Here is a 16,624-nt window from a genome sequence, read left to right as displayed (position 1 = left end):
CTTAAATACCTCAAAGAACACCCCCGCCAGGCACCGTTGATCGGGCCGTCTGGCGGGCACGGGGTCGTGCGCCTGCGCATCGGCCACGCTACTGATAAGAACAAGAGAACTGACCTATGCTCGCATTTCTTGGTTTGGCCATGGTGGTGGTTTTCACCTACCTGATAATGTCGAAACGCCTATCGCCGATTGTCGCCCTGACTGTGGTGCCGATAGTGTTTGCGGTGATTGGCGGTTTTGGTGGCACTACGGGCAAGATGATGCTCGACGGCCTGAAGATGGTTGCGCCTTCGGCTGCGCTCCTGCTGTTCGCCATCCTCTTCTTCGGCCTGATGATTGATGCGGGGTTGTTCGACCCGTTGATTCGCAAGATTCTCAAGCGCGTAAACGGCGATCCGATGAAAATTGCTATCGGCACCGCGCTGCTGTCACTGGTGGTCGCGCTCGACGGCGACGGCACAACCACCTACATGATCACCTGCGCGGCAATGCTGCCGTTGTACAAGCGTATCGGCATGAATCCGATGATTCTGGCGACCATCGCCATGTTGTCCTTGAGTATCATGAGCGGCATGACCCCATGGGGTGGCCCCGCTACAAGGGCAATCGCGGCACTGGGCCTGGATGCCGGCGAATACTTCGTGCCCTTGCTGCCGACCATGATCGGCGGCGCGATGTGGGTGGTGTTTACCGCTTTCCTCCTGGGCCGTGCCGAGCGTAAGCGCATCGGTAATGTGCAGCTACAAAGCGGTGGCGGTAATTGCTACATCGACGCGATCCTGGGCGATACCCCGCACAAGCGGCCTAAACTTGCCTACGTGAACCTGTTGCTGGTGATCGCGGTCATGGTCGCGCTGGTCATGGGGATCATGCACTCGGCGATCCTGTTCCTGATCGGCTTTGTCCTGGCACTGATGATCAACTACCCGCAACTGGATATTCAGAAAGAACGCATTCTTGCCCACTCGGGCAACGCCATGACTGTCGTACTGTTGGTGTTTGCCGCCGGTATCTTTGCCGGGATTTTCTCGGGCACCAAGATGGTCGATTCTCTGGCGCAAACGCTGGTTGACTGGATTCCGCCATCCTGGGGTCATCTGTTCCCACTGGTGGTGGCGATCACCAGCATGCCGCTGACTTTTGTTCTTTCCAACGATGCCTACTACTTCGGGGTTGTACCTATCCTGGCCAACGCGGCCGCTGCCTATGGCATCGACCCGCTTGAAATCGCCCGGGCCTCGATACTCGGACAGCCGGTGCATCTGATGAGCCCTCTCGTGGCTTCGACCCTGTTGCTGGTGGGGATGGTCGATCGCGATATCGGTGACTTCCAGAAAGCCACCGTCAAATGGGCAGTTCTCACTTCCCTGGTGATCACGGCTATAGCCCTGTTGACCGGTGCGATCAGTCTCTTCACCTGATTCAACCACACCATCTGTTCTTCCCTGACGCGCCTCATCAGCGAGGCGCGCGACGTCCTGCACTCCAAATAACAACAATGAGTAGTTTGCCAATGACCACTTTGCATACCCAACGGGTGCTGTTTTCATTTCTTGGTTTGTTGCCGCTGGCCAGTGCCAGTGCAGAAGGATTTATCGACGACAGCAAGCTCAAGCTGCAATTACGCAACGTCTATTTCAATGAAAATTTCCGCGACGAGCATGGCTTGAGTGCCAAAGCGGCCAGGACGGCCAAGAGCGAACGAACCGAGTGGGCCCAGGGATTCCTGCTGGATTATCAGTCGGGATTTACCCCCGGCACGATCGGGTTTGGTGTGGATGCCCTTGGCTTGGTCGGGGTCAAGCTCGACTCAGGCCGTGGGCGCAGCGGGACTGGCTTGTTGCCCGTCCATGATGACGGTCGTGCGGCCGACGAATTCGCAAGTATGGGGATGACCGCCAAGGCCCAACTGGCCAAGACCACGGTCAAATACGGCACCTTGCTCCCCAAGACTCCGGTGCTGATCTACAACGATGCGCGTTTATTGCCGCAAACCTACCAAGGCACACAAATCAGTAGCGTCGACATTCAGAACCTCACCCTCACCGGGGGTTATCTGGATCGATTCAAACTGCGTGATTCCAGCGACAGTATGCCGATTGTTCCTGACGGCTACAGCGGTGATAAATCCGGAGATTTCAGCTATGCCGGCGCCGAATACAAGCTCGGGAAAAACATTCGTTTGAGTTACTTCTACGGCGAACTGGAAAACTTTTACCGTCAGAATTTTGCAGGTATCCAGCACGACCTACCCTTGGGCGGCGGTGTACTGACCAGTGATTTACGCTACTTCAACAGTGTCGACACCGGCTCTGCCTACAGCGGCAAGATCGATAACAACATGCTGAGCGGGCAACTGTCCTATGCCATTTCCGGCCACACCTTTGGTGGCGGATACCAGACCCTGAGCGGCGATGCCGGTTTGCCCTTCATCAGTGGCGCGACTGTCTACTCGTTCAGCAACGCCGGGATAGGTAAATTCATCGAGGAAGATGAGAAGACCTGGATGCTTAACTACGGCTATAACTTTGCCGCCCTCGGTGTGCCGGGCCTGACTTTCTCTACTCGCTATCTGAGCGGCAACGACGGTAAGTCCAACACCACGGTAAAAGAGTGGGAGCGTGACGCCGAACTTGCTTATGTAGTGCAGCAAGGCACCTTCCAAGGGCTGGGTGTGCGGTTGCGTAACTACGTTTACCGCTCTGATTATTCCCGTGGCCGGGATAGTAATCGGATCTACTTTACCTACGACATCGCGCTCTGGTGATTCCCTGATCGCGGCCTCGCGATATTCGCAGGCCGCCTTTTCAGCCTCGGCCTCACAGGATTGGGTGAAGGATTTCAACGATGTCGTTTAAAACCAAAATACTGTTGCTGACCTTGTTTCCGGTGATGTTGTTTGCCCTGGTTTCAGGTTTGAGCACCCGCGGCACTTTACAGTCCCAGGCCGAGCAAGAAGTCGCTCAGACCCGCGAGCGACTGCTTGAGGAGAGCCGTGCTCGGCTCAAGGATTACGCGAGCATTGCTCGCACTTCCATCGCCGAACTTTATGATCGGGCTGCTGCCGGGGATCCGTCCAGCCGAGCGTTGGCGATCACCCGCTTGTCGAAAATGAAGTACGGCGATGACGGCTATTTCATCGGTTATGACAGCCAGGTTGTACGCCTGTTTCGCGGTGAAAGCAGCGAAGGCATCGGCACCAACATGAGTGATCGCAAAGACATCAACGGAAAATACTTGAACCGCGAAATGGTCGCTGCGGCAAAAAACGAGACTCACTTCGTCACCTATTCGGGTGGGTTGGTCAACACCGATAAGGTGGTGGCGAAGCTCGCATATAGTTTTTATTTGCCCAAGTGGGACATGGTGGTGGTCACGGCGATCAATCTGGACAGTATTGAAGTTCAGGTCGCCAAGGTGCGGGCTGATGTTGATGCGCGGGTGCACAGCTTGATGTACAGCATCGCCATCATTGCTTGTGTGCTGGTTGGCATTATCGGTGCGTTGGCTTTACTGCTGGTCAAGCGCAGCTTGCGTCCCTTGACCCTGATCCGGGCCCACCTTGATGAAATCGCTGCGGGCGAGGGGGATCTGACGCGGCGTCTGCCGGTTGTCAGTCGAGATGAGTTTGGGCAACTGGCCGGTTCGTTCAATGCGTTTATCGAAAAGATTCACAGCCTTGTCAGCCAGATTGTTGCCATGAGCGAGCAGTTGAATGGATCCGTCAGTCGTGTGGCCGATCAGAGCCGACAAATTGATCGTGCCATGGACAAGCAGCGTCAGGAAACAGACCTGGTGGCTGCGGCCATAAACCAGATGTCGGCGGCGGCGCAGGAGGTGTCGGTCAGCGCACAAAATGCTGCAGAGGCAGCCGTCGAGACCGACAAGCAGTCCCGGCACGCCAGGCAAATTGTCGATGGCAGCATTACGCGAATTCAGGCGCTGACCGTTGAGCTTGATGAGAGCGGTATTTCCATGAAGCATCTTCAAAGCGATGTAACGTCTATCGTCTCCGTGCTGGATGTCATTCGCTCGATTGCTGAACAGACCAATCTTCTCGCGCTCAATGCGGCCATTGAAGCCGCCCGTGCAGGTGCTGCCGGGCGCGGTTTTGCGGTGGTTGCTGATGAAGTGCGAGCGTTGGCCAGCCGTACCCAGCGGAGTACCCAGGAAATCCAAGCGATGGTTGAACGCCTCAAGAGCGCTACTGGAGGGGTGGTCAATGCAATGCACCAATCCACCGAAGCCGCTCAAGGCGCTAACGCTCAGGCCGACCAGGCGGGTGAGTTCCTGGGCAACACTGTCGAGCTGATCGCGACTATCAATGCGATGAACGCACAGATCGCCAGTGCTGCCGAGGAACAGACCTCGGTGGCGGAAGAGATCAATCGTGGGGTGCATCAGATCGCGCGCGCAATTGACGCCGTTGCCAACCAGACTCAGCTCGGGGTCAAGACAGTCGACGAGATGCATATGATCGGTAATCGCCTGCAAAGCTTGCTGGGGCATTTCAAAATTTGATGCCGTCCTGCTCGGCGCTTATCAGGACGATGGGGCAGGGTGTTGGACAGGACAGATGCGTGGCAGGCCTGCATTGATACGAAAGACGAGTCAATGCAGGCAGGGTAGAGCGATTGAACGCCAACGAAACCGCTCGTTGATCAAGCGTTGACTGTCACTACTTTTTGCCGGCGATACAAGATCGTCGTCGCTGTGAAACCACACAAAGCGGCAAACATCAGCCAGTAGGCAGGCGACGCCTTGTCACCGGTTGCCTGCACCAGGATTGTGGATACGGCGGGTGTGAAACCGCCAAAAAAAGCGGTCGCCAAACTGAATGCCAGAGAAAATCCCACGACTCGTACGTTCTGCGGCATCACCTCAGTCAAAGCTGCAACCATCGCGCCGTTGTAAATGCCAAAGAAGAAAGAGAAGTACAACAGCACGGCGAGCAGGCGTTCAAAGCTTGCCGCTGCGGCCAGCCAATGCATGGCGGGATAAGCGGTGAACAGGCACAGCAAGGAAATCGCCAGCAACAAGGGGCGACGGCCGATACGGTCGGAGAGTGTGCCGCCGATGGGTAGCCAAATGAAGTTGCTCAGGCCGACGAAGAGCGTGACCACCAGACTGTCGGTGGTGCTCAGGTTCAGTACAGTCCTTCCGAAGGTGGGGGTGTAGACGGTAATCAGATAGAACGTGGTGGTGGTCATTGAGGCCAGCAAGCCACCCGCCAGCACTGTTCGCCAGTTGTCTCGCATCGAGCGAAACACTTCATTGGCACTTGGGTGGTGCGCGCGTGCTTTGAACGCATCGGTTTCCTGTAGCGAGCGGCGAATGACGAAGATGAATGGAATAATCACGCACCCTATAAAGAAGGGGATCCGCCAGCCCCAGGCGGCCACTTCGGCAGCTTCCATGGACGCGTTTATCGTGTAGCCCAAGGCGGCTGCAAGAATGATTGCCACCTGCTGGCTTGCCGACTGCCAACTGGTGTAGAAACCGCGGCGACCCGGCGTGGCGATTTCAGCCAGATACACTGAAACGCCACCCATCTCCGCCCCTGCGGAGAAGCCCTGCAACAGTCGTCCCATCAATACCAGTACAGGTGCCGCGACACCAATGCTGGCATAGCCCGGCACGAGTGCAATCAATACCGTTCCCGCTGCCATGATCGACAGTGTCACGATCAATCCCTTGCGCCGCCCCACCTTGTCGATGTATGCCCCCAGCACGATAGCGCCCAGTGGGCGCATCAGGAATCCCGAGCCGAATACGGCGAAGGTCATCATCAGCGAGGCGAACTCGCTGGTGGCAGGAAAGAACGTCTGGGCGATGTAGGTCGCGTAAAACCCGAACAGAAAGAAGTCAAACTGTTCGAGAAAGTTGCCGCTGGTGACCCGTAGAATGGCGCCCAGCTTCGACCCCTTGGATCGGCTGTCTTGAGTTGTTGTTTTCATTATGGTTACTCAGGTGATCAATATTGTTATTGGAATGAGTGGTTCTACGATCAGTCGCTTCCGGCGTTAATCGGGTTGGGTTGGCGTTTTTCGATGGAGTACTTGAGCAGCGCGGCGCTACGGAAGATGCCATGGGCGAATTTGCTGTAGGGCATGGTCAGGAAAAACGCCATGACCAGGCCGAGATGGATCGCCAGCAACAGGCCCAGGGCTGCGGTTTCACGGAACGCCAGGAGTGCCAGGCCGCTGGCGCTGACCAGGAACAGCAGTGCGATAAAGCCGCGATCCATGGGTTTCTGGTTTTCGTCGCCGTGTTCGGGATTGCGACGCAGGTTCAACCACAACAGACCCGCAGGGCCGACCAGCAACCCGAGCCCGCCGCTGATGCCCAGCATCACTGGCAAGCTCGATACGGGGTAGGGCGCCGACCAGTCCAGAAGGAAATGGTAGAGCGTGGCGACCCCAGTGGCTGCGAAGCACAGCATGAAGCCGTAGAAGGTGAAGTGGTGGAAGCGCCGCCGCCACAAGGTGAATCGATCATCAGCGTTATTGCAGCCCTCGCCATGGCCTCCGTCCAGAAATTTGAGCCGGGCGACGTTGGCCGTGGCTTCCAGTGCAGCAGCGGTTTTTTCCTGCGCGGGCGCGTCGGCCGGTGAAACATTGCGCCAGAAGCGCCGCACGCCAAGGGTCAACGCGAGTACCGCGAATCCGAAAACGGCACCGAACATTACGGCGAGGGTGTTGTGGGGGAAGATCTCGTAGAAATTTCCCCCGGGTATCGCCGTGAACAGGTTGCCCATCACCATCAACGTGAGACACAGGAACAATGCCAGCCCGGCACCGGCTGACAGTGCCAGAGTCAGTCCGTTGCGCCGGTATAGCGTGCCCATCACCTGTGGCCAGGCGTACTCGGCGTAAGTGTCGAGGCGGACTTTGGCCATGGCCTTGGGTACATTGATTTCGAATTCGTGAGGTGCGGCGTACTGACAGGCATGCAGGCACGCACCGCAGTTATGGCAAAGGTTCGCCAGGTAGTGGATATCCGCCTGAGAAAACTCCAGACGTCGTGTCATGGCCGGAAATACAGCGCAGAAGCCCTCGCAATAACGGCAGGCATTGCAAACGGTCATTTGTCGCTGAACTTCGCTTTCATCAAGGTTGAGCACCGGAATCAAATCGCTCGGTGCCTTGGGATCAAACAGCTGCATGTCTAAATTCCGTTTGTGAACGAGAAACAAAGCCTGCCGAAGCGGCTGCCTGTACACCGGCAATCCGACCGAATGCGGTACCGATGGCCATGCCGATGCCGGCGGTATAGCCCTTGCCCAATACATTGCCCGCCATCATTTCTCCTGCGACGAACAGGTTGGGGCAAGGCTTGCCGTTGAAGTGAACGGCGGCGGTATCGTCGGTAGCGAGGCCCAAATAGGTGAAGGTCACGCCGGGCTTGAGCGGGTAGGCGCAGAAGGGGGGCTTTACCAGTGGGCGAGCCCAATGGGTTTTGGCGGGTGTCAAACCCTCGGTGTGGCAATCGTCCAGCGCGGTGTGGTCGAACGTGCCAACGCGGCAGGCGGCGTTGTATTGCTCGATGGTTTTGACGAATTGCGTTACGGGAAGCTTCAATTGGCGGGCCAGGTCTTGCAGGGAGTTGGCTTTAGTGCCAGGAAACACCGGAGGCATGAAACGGCCGAGGGCTTGTTGGTCGATGATTGAGTAGGCCTGTTGACCGGGTTGCCCGGCCACCAGGCGTCCCCAGATTGCATAGCGCTTGGGCCAGAAATCCTCGCCTTCGTCATAGAAGCGTTCGCCGTCGCGATTGACCACTACGCCCAGCGATACGCAATCGATACGGGTGCAGATACCACCGTCATAGAGGGGGGCACGGGCGTCGATGGCCACCATGTGTGCTTGAGTCGGGTCGCCGATAAAATCGGCGCCCAGGTTCTGCATGCGGCGAAGCAGTACGCCGGTATTGAAGCGCGTCCCGCGAATCAGAAAGTTGTCTGACGGCCATTCACCGCGATCGTTTTGACCCCAAGCCTCACGGAGCCACTCGCGGTTCGACTCGAAACCGCCAGCCGCCAGAACGCAGGCTTTGGCCTGAATACGCTCGGCGGGTAAACGCTGACCATCGATCTCACGTTCACCGATGTACGCCGCGACGAACTCTGCGCCTTCCATCTCAATGTCAGTGACTTGAGCGTTATAGCGGATCTTGACGCCCAGCCGCTCGGCGCTACGGAAATACGCATTAACCAGCGCTTTGCCGCCCCCCATGAAAAATGCATTGGTGCGCGCAACATGAAGGGCGCCGGACAGCGATGGCTGAAAATGCACGCCATGGGAGCGCATCCAGTCACGGCAGTTCGACGAGGCACGGATGACAAGACGTGCAAGCTTCTCGTCGGTAAGCCCACCGGTGACCTTCAGCAGATCCTGCCAATACTCTTCTTCGGGATAGGCATCGACCAGTACATCTTGCGGCGCGTCGTGCATGCAGCGCAGGTTTCGGGTGTGTTGCGAGTTGCCGCCGCGCCAGGCTTTTGGTGCACCCTCCAGCAACATGACGCTGGCGCCGGCCTCCCGAGCCATCAAGGCTGCACACAAGGCCGCATTGCCGCCGCCAATTACTAATACGTCGATCATCATCACTCCTCAATCGCAAGGAGGCATGAACGAAGTGCTCCTCGCGAGTGGGGAGAAGGTAGAGCTGTCAGCTTATTGTCGAAAGGCGCGAAATGACTCGGGGTGTTTAGTTTTTATAAAGGCTTTGCTGCGAATAACAACAGTATTGGACGCCGGGAAGAGGGTTAGCCGGCATCATGGCACGACGTCCTCGATCCACGACGCTCCCGGCCATTGTTGATCAATGACCAACTGCCGAGCGACATCCGTAATAACCAGCCGCGCAGCCAGGGCGGCGGGGGACAGCTCATCATCAGGCAGTGTCGCCAACAGGTTTCGTCGCCCTGCGTGAGCATCGGAAATTTCCACTACTGAAAGTCCCGACTCACCTTTGAGCGCCGCTGCCGCACCGGGCTGGATGGTGGCAGCATGACCTGCGCGTACGGCGTTCATCAGTACGGCAAGACCATCCACTTCCATGATGATGTTGGGAGCCAATCCCGAACGTTCAAACGCAACCATCAGCGTAGAGCGCAAACCGTGTTGCGCACTCGGCATCACCAGTGGAAGTTGACCTAGATCCGCCAGTTGCACGCTGGTTCCTTGTGGTGCGTGGGGCAGGTGCGGTGAGCTGATGACAAATAGTTTCTCGTCGAGCAGCGGCGTCACGCTCCAGCGCTTACCACCCTCGAGTTGAAAAAGAATGGCCAGGTCGATCTGGCGAGCATTGAGTTGCGTGGCCAAATGCCCGGACAACATCTCGACCAGATGCAATTGAATATCCGGGTAGCGCTCTCGCATCGCATTGATCAGTGGCAGGGCGAGAACAGTGGCAGTCGTGGGCGCCATTCCGACGGTGACATACCCACTCATTCGCCCACGGTGAGCGGCCATGATCGCATTTTCGGCTTGCCGCAAGCAGAGCTGGGCATGGTGCAGGAACGCCATACCGGAGCTGGTAGGTGTGACGCCAGTCGTGGTGCGATTAAGGAGGCGGGTTGACAGCTCACTTTCAAGTTTCGCGATCTGTTGGCTAAGGGCTGAAACGCCGACGTCCAGTTCAAGAGCTGCGCGTCCCAAGCTTCCGTGTTCGATGATTTTTACGAAATAGCGCAGCTGTCTTAATTCCAAGCGTTGCCGCTCCACGTTAAATTGTTGTTGGAGTGCAGATCACGGAGCTGTCAGGTACTTTCTGTGGCAGAGCTGCGCTCATTAGCCTGAGATGTTATGCCTCGGCAGTCAACATTGTGCTCAGTTGATCAGCGAGCTCGATCCCTGACGTTGATACGCCTGGTTGCCTGAGCCGCGATCTGCACGCGCTAAAGACGACCAGCGATTGCCAGGTTTTGTTAGAGGTGAAAGAAGTGATATGTCGAGCCTTTAATCCGCAGTGCATCATCGCGTGTTGGGAACGAGATCAAGTCGTTACTTTCGCCCCGGATCTCCTACAGCCTCTGTGTCTTTATCAGTACTGCAGGAGTGCAGCGACAATTTAGCATCCGAAAAATTGGCCGCTGGTCGAAAAGTAATACTTCATCCAGGGCGTGGGCTGAAGTGTGGGCTGGCAGGTTTTACCAAACCCCAGAAACGACAAAGCCCCGAATAATCAGGGCTTTGTCGTACTAAAGATGGCGGAGGCGATGGGATTCGAACTCATGGACCTGTTACAGTCGACGGTTTTCAAGACCGTTGCCTTAAACCACTCGGCCACACCTCCGTTTGCGTTGCGGGCGCCATAATACCTGAATGAAACACACTGTCAAACTCTCTGGATGGCTTGTTACAGAGCGTCTGTTATGATCTTTGCGACTGAACGTTTCAAACCAACAGGAGTGTCGCCATGCGCGAACAGGATTACGCAGTTAATAACAGCGTGCAGGCTGAGCAGCTAGAGGTTAGCCGCGTCCTGCGCAACACTTACGGCTTACTCGCACTCACCCTCGCATTCAGCGGCGTGATGGCGTTTGTCGCCCAGCAGATGCGTGTCGGCTACCCGAATATCTTCGTGGTGCTGATCGGTTTCTACGGCCTTTTCTTCCTTACCAACAAACTCCGTGATTCCGCGTGGGGCCTGGTGTCGGCGTTTGCCCTGACCGGTTTCATGGGTTTCCTGCTCGGCCCGATCCTCAACCGCTACCTGGGTATGCAGGGCGGTGCGGAAGTGGTGAGTTCGGCGTTCGCGATGACGGCACTGGTGTTCGGCGGTCTGTCGGCTTACGTGCTGATCACTCGCAAGGACATGAGTTTCCTCGGCGGCTTCATCACCGCAGGTTTCTTCGTGTTGCTGGGTGCGACGCTGGCGAGCCTGTTCTTCCAGATCAGCGGTCTGCAACTGGCGATCAGCGCAGGTTTCGTGCTGTTCTCGTCGGTCTGCATTCTGTTCCAGACCAGCGCCATCATTCACGGCGGCGAGCGTAACTACATCATGGCGACCATCAGCCTGTATGTATCGATCTACAACCTGTTCATCAGCTTGTTGCAGATCTTCGGCATCATGAGCCGCGATGATTAATCGCCAGGCTTGAAATAAAAAACCCGCGAAAGCGGGTTTTTTTTGTCTGTGATTTGAGTAAAGGTTCACGCCATCGGCGGCAACCGTCGCTTGACCGGGGTTTTCTTGACGATCGCGGTGTTGGTTTCGGCGTGGGTGTTGAGGCGGTCGAGCAGGGTGTCCAACTGCTCCATCGAGCGCACATGCAGGCGGGCGATGAAGCAGTCGTCGCCGGTTACCTTGTCGCACTCGGTGAATTCGGGGATGGCCTGGATCTGCCGCTCCACCTCCTGCAACTGGCCCGGCAGCGGGCGGATACGCACGATGGCCTGGAGCTGATAGCCGAAGCATTTGGGATCAATCTCGACGGTGTAACCCTTGAGCACGCCGCGCTCTTCGAGGCGGCGCAAACGCTCGGCGACGCTGGGCGAGGACAGGCCGCTGAGGTTCGCCAAGGCCTTCAGCGAACGCCGCGAGTCTTCCATCAACGCCGTGATCAGCACTTGGTCGATATCATCAGTCATGGCGCATCCCCTGTAAGGCGATTAATCGAAACCGCTTTGATAAAAAAGGCAGATACCGAGTTTAGCCTGCTTTTTGCGCTGGAGAAGCCCCCCGGCGGATTGGCATACTTTGGGCTCAAACACAGGAGTCTGATGATGGACAAAACAATTCGTCACGGGTCATTCGAAATGACCGCCGCCATGCTGATTTCCGGGACTATCGGCTGGTTTGTGCTGGTGTCCGGGCAGCCGGTGCTGGACGTGGTGTTCTGGCGTTGCGTGTTCGGCGCCGGCACGTTGTTGCTGATCTGCGCGGCATTCGGTTTCCTGCGCCCCGGCATTCTGACCCGCACCACCTTCCTGCTGGCCGTGCTCAGCGGCGTGGCGATTGTTGGTAACTGGGTGTTGTTGTTTGCCTCTTACTCCCGCGCCTCGATCGCCATTGGCACGGCGGTCTATAACGTTCAGCCGTTCATGCTGGTCGGATTGGCGGCGCTGTTCCTCAACGAAAAAATCACTTTGCAGAAGCTGTTCTGGCTGGGCATTTCGTTTCTGGGGATGCTGGCGATTGTCAGCGCGCACGGTGAACAGGGCGAGGGCGGCAATGATTACCTGATGGGCATCGCGCTGGCGCTGGGCGCTGCGTTCCTCTACGCGATTGCCGCGTTGATCATCAAGCGCCTGACCGGCACGCCACCGCATCTGATTGCGCTGATTCAGGTCAGCACTGGCGTGTTGTTGCTCGCGCCGTTCGCGCACTTCTCCGCGTTGCCGCAAGCGCCGAGCGCATGGGCCAGCCTGGTGACCCTTGGCATTGTTCACACCGGCGTGATGTATGTGCTGCTGTACGGCGCGATCCAGAAGTTGCCGACTGCACTGACCGGCGCGTTGTCGTTCATCTACCCGATTGCGGCGATTTTCGTCGACTGGTTTGCCTTCGGCCATCGCCTGGAAACGCTGCAATGGATCGGTGTCGCCGCCATTCTGCTGGCCGCTGCCGGCATGCAGCAAGGCTGGAGCCTGAAGTTTCGGCGGACTGTTACGCAATAATCAAATGTTCCAGCGCGGCGCGGTCTTGGCCAGGCGCTGGCGCATCTCGCCGATGTTGCTGGCCAGCTGCCGGATCAACAACCGGTAACCGTCCAGCGGGTTATAGACGGGTGCGTCCAGGCTTGAATCCGCCGGCAGTTCAACAGGTCGACTGAGCCGTTGCGACGCGCCGGACTTCAACGCCCGCGCCATTCCCACCAGTTGCACCCGAATCAGCCGATGCTCCGCTTTCAACGCCGATTGCAAATGAGCCATCGCGTTCGGGTCATGGGTATCCGGTCGGGTATTACTGAGGATTTCCAGGGTGCTGACGCACATCCGCAAATGACGCTGCATCGCATCGAGCTCCGTCATGGATATCTTCACTTCCTTGGATACCGACGGCATCAGCGAGCGCAGTTGCACCATCACCGCGTTCAGGCGATTCATCAACTTCACGTGCTCGTCATCGGTGACGGACTGGCCATTGATGATCCGTCCGTAAATCGTCGCGCAATCGCGCAGGGCATCGGCCAGGTTGTAGCGCCAGGAATAAACTGCGTACAGCGGCAGGGCGAAGGAAAATGCCAGTGCCAGGGCAATGCCGATCAGGATGTCCACCCCGCGCCACAATCCGTCGGTCACTGGGTTATCGCCATGCCCGGCGACGATAAACACGGTGATCGCCGACAGCAGCGCCGTGTAACCGCCCTTGCCGATGGCGTGGTACGAGAAGAATCCGCAGACCACCGACATTGCAAAATAGGTCAGCCACGGCATCCCGAGCCAGGCCTGTTGCGCCACCAACACAAGGCCGACGCCAGCCCCGATCAACGTGCCAATGGCGCGCTCGGCGGCTTTTTTGCCGATGTTGCCGTGGTGCTGCAAACCGCCGATCACCACCAGCATCGTCACCGACGCCCACTCACCGTGGGGCAGGTGGATGCCGGTGGTCAGCAGGATCGTCGCCAGCAGCCCCAGTGATACGCGCACGGCGTGAATCAGTTTGGCGTGGCGATAGCGCCGGTACGGGTCCAGTAACGGACGCAGTACCCGGCGCAACAGCGGTGGCAGTCTTTGGGCTCTGAAGGTGCTCAGGCTCGTTGTCCTCAGAAGATGTAATCGGTGGTCAGGAAACTCGAACTGCGGCCGCTGATGATTTCGCTGATCAGGTCTTTGTTGGTCTCCTGGAACTTGGTCGCGACCAGCGTGCGAATCGAAAACACCCGCAGCGCATCATGCACCGACAACGTCCCTTCGGCGGAATTCTTGCGGCCGTTGAACGGGTAGGTGTCCGGGCCGCGCTGGCACTGGGCGTTGAGGTTGATCCGCCCGACCTGGTTGGCGAAGGTGTCCACCAGCCGGCCTACCGCCACCGGGTTGGTGCCGAAGATGCTCAGTTGCTGGCCGAAGTCCGACTCCAGGACGTAATCGATCACGGTGTCCAGATGCCGGTAAGGCACGATCGGCACTACCGGGCCGAACTGTTCTTCCTGATAGACGCGCATTTGTGGCGTCACCGGGTACAACACCGCCGGATAGAAGAACGATGCACGGGCTTCGCCGCCATTGGGGTTGACCACGCGGGCGCCTTTGCCGACGGCATCCGCGACCAGTGCGTGCAGATAGTCGACCTTGCCCGACTCCGGCAGCGGCGTCAGGGCCACACCGCTTTCCCACGGCATGCCGGGTTTGAGGCTCGCGAGTTTGGCGTTGAATTTGTCGATGAACGCCTCGACCACCTCTTCGTGGACGAAGAGGATTTTCAGCGCGGTGCAGCGCTGGCCATTGAAGGACAAGGAGCCGGTGACCGCTTCGCTCACGGCGTTGTCCAGATCCACCTCAGGCAAGACGATGCCCGGGTTCTTCGCATCCAGGCCCAGCGCGGCACGCAGGCGATGCGGTTTCGGGTGGAGTTTTTTCAGGTCGCTGGCCGCTTTGTTGGTGCCGATAAACGCAAAAATGTCGATCTTGCCGCTGGCCATCAGCGCGCTGACCGTCTCGCGGCCGCTGCCGTAGATGACGTTGATCACCCCGGCCGGGAAGCTGTCGCGGAACGCTTCCAGCAGTGGGCGAATCAACAGTACGCCGAGTTTGGCCGGCTTGAACACCACGGTGTTACCCATGATCAGCGCCGGAATCAGTGTGGTGAAGGTTTCGTTCAACGGGTAGTTGTAAGGTCCCATGCACAGCGCCACGCCCAGTGGTACGCGACGGATCTGGCCCAGGGTGTCCTGTTCCAGCTCGAATCGGCTGGAGCGGCGGTCGAGTTCCTTGAGGGCGTTGATGGTGTCGACGATGTAGTCGCAGGTGCGGTCGAACTCTTTTTCCGAGTCCTTGAGGTTCTTGCCGATCTCCCACATCAGCAACTTGACCACCGCGTCGCGCTGTTCGCGCATACGCCCGAGGAAGGTTTCGACGTGCTGGATGCGCTCGGCCACGCGCATGGTAGGCCACAAGCCCTGGCCCCGGTCATAGGCGCGAACGGCGGCGTCGAGGGCGGTCAGCGCGGTGTCGGCATCGAGCAGCGGCGTGCTGCCGAGGATGACCTGTTCGTCGCCGTTTTCACCGGTCAGGTACACCGGGCTGCGAACCTGGGCGAGCGGGCCTGACCAGGTTTTCAGCTCGCCGTCGACCAGGTATTCACGCTGCTCGGTCTGACCGTCGAGGCGGTACTTTTCCGGGATGTCGCTGGAGTCTGGAAACAGGTTGCCAAGGATATGTGCTGTGGTCATGTCGCTACTCCATGTGATGTAAGCCAAGCGCTGGCGGCTTGCAGTTCAGAATTCACTTCAAAGGTTATACGCCTTATTGGTCCGACTTTTTAAGTGCGGATTTCACGATCCCGCGATCTTTTGACCTGAGAACACACAACGGCCAACGCTGCGGGTAAACTTCGTGCTCTTTCTTAAGGAGTTCATATGAGTTACTACCAGCCGGGCATTCTCGCCACCCCAGTACCGCCTCAAGCCCGTCATATGTTCTTCGCGCTGGAATCCGTCGATGCACTGCCGGCCGCGCTCGACAAGTTGGCACAGCTGGTGGACGGTAAATCGGCAGTGGTCGGTTTCGGTGAATCCCTGGTCCAGGCGCTCAATGGTCAGATCGAAGGCCTGCGACCATTTCCGGCGCTGACTGGTGTCGGTGTCGACAACCCATCGACCCAGCACGCGCTGTGGTGCTGGTTGCATGGCGTCGACCGTGGTGAGTTGCTCAATCGCAGCAACGCCATAGAAGCTGCGCTGGCACCGGCCCTGCGCCTGGTGCAGATGAACGAAACCTTCCGCCACCTGACCGGCCACGACCTGACCGGTTACGAAGACGGCACTGAAAACCCGCACGACGAAGCCGCCGTAGCCGCTGCGCTGGTGGGTGAGGGCGCTGAGGGTCTTGTGGGTGGCAGCTTCGCTGCGATCCAGCAGTGGCAGCATGACCTGAAAGGCTTCCACGCCATGCCGTCCGATGAAAAGGACAACATCATGGGCCGTCGCCTGAGCGACAACGAAGAACTCGATGAGGCGCCGATCTCCGCCCACGTCAAACGCACCGCCCAGGAGAGCTTTGCCCCGGAAGCGTTCGTGGTCCGTCGTTCGATGCCTTGGATCGAAGGGGATCGTGCCGGCCTGATGTTCCTCGCGTTCGGTTTTTCCCTCGATGCCTTTGAAGCGCAACTGCGCCGCATGAGCGGTCTGGAAGACGGCATCACCGACGGTTTGTACCGCATCAGTCGACCGATTACCGGTGGCTACTACTGGTGCCCGCCCTTGAAGGACGGTCATCTGGATTTGCGCGCATTGCGCGTCGGCTGATCTGTAGGAGCACGGCTGGCGATAGCGGTGGGTCAGGCAACAATGAGGGTGGCTGACAATCGCCATCGCCAGCAAGCCGGCTCCTACACAGAATGCGGTGTCTGCCAGATCTCGACCCCATCGAACCGCCTGCCCGCTACCAAGCAGCATGGTGGACGAGTACAACCCGTTCGAAATCAATGGCCACGACACCAACACCTGTGCAGTGGA

General features: G+C 58.1%; 13 protein-coding genes and 1 tRNA gene. 6 read left to right on the top strand and 8 right to left on the bottom strand.

Annotated elements, in window-relative coordinates; all coding sequences use genetic code 11:
- Nucleotides 1-116 precede the first annotated feature (116 nt).
- The 3 genes from PMI01S_RS18155 (at nucleotide 117) to PMI01S_RS18145 (ending at nucleotide 4,521) form a co-directional block, all read left to right on the top strand.
- On the top strand, nucleotides 117-1,421 hold the full coding sequence (locus tag PMI01S_RS18155) for a CitMHS family transporter (RefSeq protein WP_084321412.1): 1,305 nt from the start codon (nucleotides 117-119) through the stop codon (nucleotides 1,419-1,421).
- Nucleotides 1,422-1,513: 92 nt separating this feature from the next.
- The gene (locus PMI01S_RS18150; protein ID WP_084321410.1) at nucleotides 1,514-2,767 is read left to right on the top strand and encodes an OprD family porin; all 1,254 of its coding nucleotides are present in this window, start codon (nucleotides 1,514-1,516) and stop codon (nucleotides 2,765-2,767) included.
- Nucleotides 2,768-2,847: 80 nt separating this feature from the next.
- Nucleotides 2,848-4,521: a methyl-accepting chemotaxis protein gene (locus tag PMI01S_RS18145; RefSeq protein WP_084321408.1), complete on the top strand. Its 1,674-nt coding sequence runs from the start codon at nucleotides 2,848-2,850 to the stop codon at nucleotides 4,519-4,521.
- Between the two features lie 140 nt (nucleotides 4,522-4,661).
- On the opposite strand, the gene PMI01S_RS18140 is transcribed toward PMI01S_RS18145, so the two are convergent.
- From PMI01S_RS18140 to PMI01S_RS18120, 5 genes are all read right to left on the bottom strand, one after another.
- On the bottom strand, nucleotides 4,662-5,957 hold the full coding sequence (locus tag PMI01S_RS18140) for an MFS transporter (RefSeq protein WP_139273053.1): 1,296 nt from the start codon (nucleotides 5,955-5,957) through the stop codon (nucleotides 4,662-4,664).
- 50 nt (nucleotides 5,958-6,007) lie between these two features.
- The gene (gene tcuB / locus PMI01S_RS18135; protein WP_084321404.1) at nucleotides 6,008-7,165 is read right to left on the bottom strand and encodes a tricarballylate utilization 4Fe-4S protein TcuB; all 1,158 of its coding nucleotides are present in this window, start codon (nucleotides 7,163-7,165) and stop codon (nucleotides 6,008-6,010) included.
- Nucleotides 7,152-8,603 carry an FAD-dependent tricarballylate dehydrogenase TcuA gene (tcuA, locus tag PMI01S_RS18130; RefSeq protein WP_084321546.1) on the bottom strand — a complete coding sequence of 484 codons (1,452 nt, stop codon included), beginning with the start codon at nucleotides 8,601-8,603 and terminating at the stop codon, nucleotides 7,152-7,154. The genes tcuB and tcuA overlap by 14 nt, the downstream gene beginning before the upstream one ends.
- A 174-nt stretch (nucleotides 8,604-8,777) precedes the next feature.
- A complete protein-coding gene (locus PMI01S_RS18125) occupies nucleotides 8,778-9,713 on the bottom strand; it encodes a LysR family transcriptional regulator (protein WP_084321402.1) in 936 nt (311 codons plus the stop codon).
- Between the two features lie 498 nt (nucleotides 9,714-10,211).
- Nucleotides 10,212-10,299: transfer RNA gene (locus PMI01S_RS18120), tRNA-Ser, on the bottom strand.
- Between the two features lie 123 nt (nucleotides 10,300-10,422).
- Here PMI01S_RS18120 and PMI01S_RS18115 point away from each other — a divergent pair.
- On the top strand, nucleotides 10,423-11,094 hold the full coding sequence (locus PMI01S_RS18115) for a Bax inhibitor-1/YccA family protein (protein ID WP_017339210.1): 672 nt from the start codon (nucleotides 10,423-10,425) through the stop codon (nucleotides 11,092-11,094).
- A gap of 65 nt (nucleotides 11,095-11,159) precedes the next feature.
- On the opposite strand, the gene PMI01S_RS18110 is transcribed toward PMI01S_RS18115, so the two are convergent.
- Entirely contained in the window at nucleotides 11,160-11,597 is a 438-nt protein-coding gene (locus PMI01S_RS18110; RefSeq protein ID WP_008028095.1) for an Lrp/AsnC family transcriptional regulator, read from the bottom strand.
- Nucleotides 11,598-11,732: 135 nt separating this feature from the next.
- On the opposite strand from PMI01S_RS18110, the gene PMI01S_RS18105 reads away from it, so the two are divergent.
- Nucleotides 11,733-12,626 carry a DMT family transporter gene (locus tag PMI01S_RS18105; RefSeq protein ID WP_084321400.1) on the top strand — a complete coding sequence of 298 codons (894 nt, stop codon included), beginning with the start codon at nucleotides 11,733-11,735 and terminating at the stop codon, nucleotides 12,624-12,626.
- On the opposite strand, the gene PMI01S_RS18100 is transcribed toward PMI01S_RS18105, so the two are convergent.
- Together PMI01S_RS18100 and PMI01S_RS18095 are read right to left on the bottom strand one after the other, a co-directional pair.
- Entirely contained in the window at nucleotides 12,627-13,670 is a 1,044-nt protein-coding gene (locus PMI01S_RS18100) for an FUSC family protein (protein ID WP_084321398.1), read from the bottom strand.
- A gap of 44 nt (nucleotides 13,671-13,714) precedes the next feature.
- Entirely contained in the window at nucleotides 13,715-15,340 is a 1,626-nt protein-coding gene (locus PMI01S_RS18095; protein ID WP_084321396.1) for an NADP-dependent glyceraldehyde-3-phosphate dehydrogenase, read from the bottom strand.
- 186 nt (nucleotides 15,341-15,526) lie between these two features.
- Here PMI01S_RS18095 and PMI01S_RS18090 point away from each other — a divergent pair, with 186 nt between their 5' ends.
- Complete coding sequence (locus PMI01S_RS18090; RefSeq protein ID WP_084321394.1) at nucleotides 15,527-16,414, top strand: Dyp-type peroxidase; 888 nt, start codon at nucleotides 15,527-15,529, stop codon at nucleotides 16,412-16,414.
- The last annotated feature ends 210 nt before the right edge of the window (nucleotides 16,415-16,624 follow it).

Source organism: Pseudomonas migulae NBRC 103157 (assembly GCF_002091715.1).
Taxonomy (GTDB): domain Bacteria; phylum Pseudomonadota; class Gammaproteobacteria; order Pseudomonadales; family Pseudomonadaceae; genus Aquipseudomonas; species Aquipseudomonas migulae_A.
The sequence above is the reverse complement of the archived record's forward strand: the minus strand, read 5'-3'. Positions and strand labels throughout refer to the sequence as shown.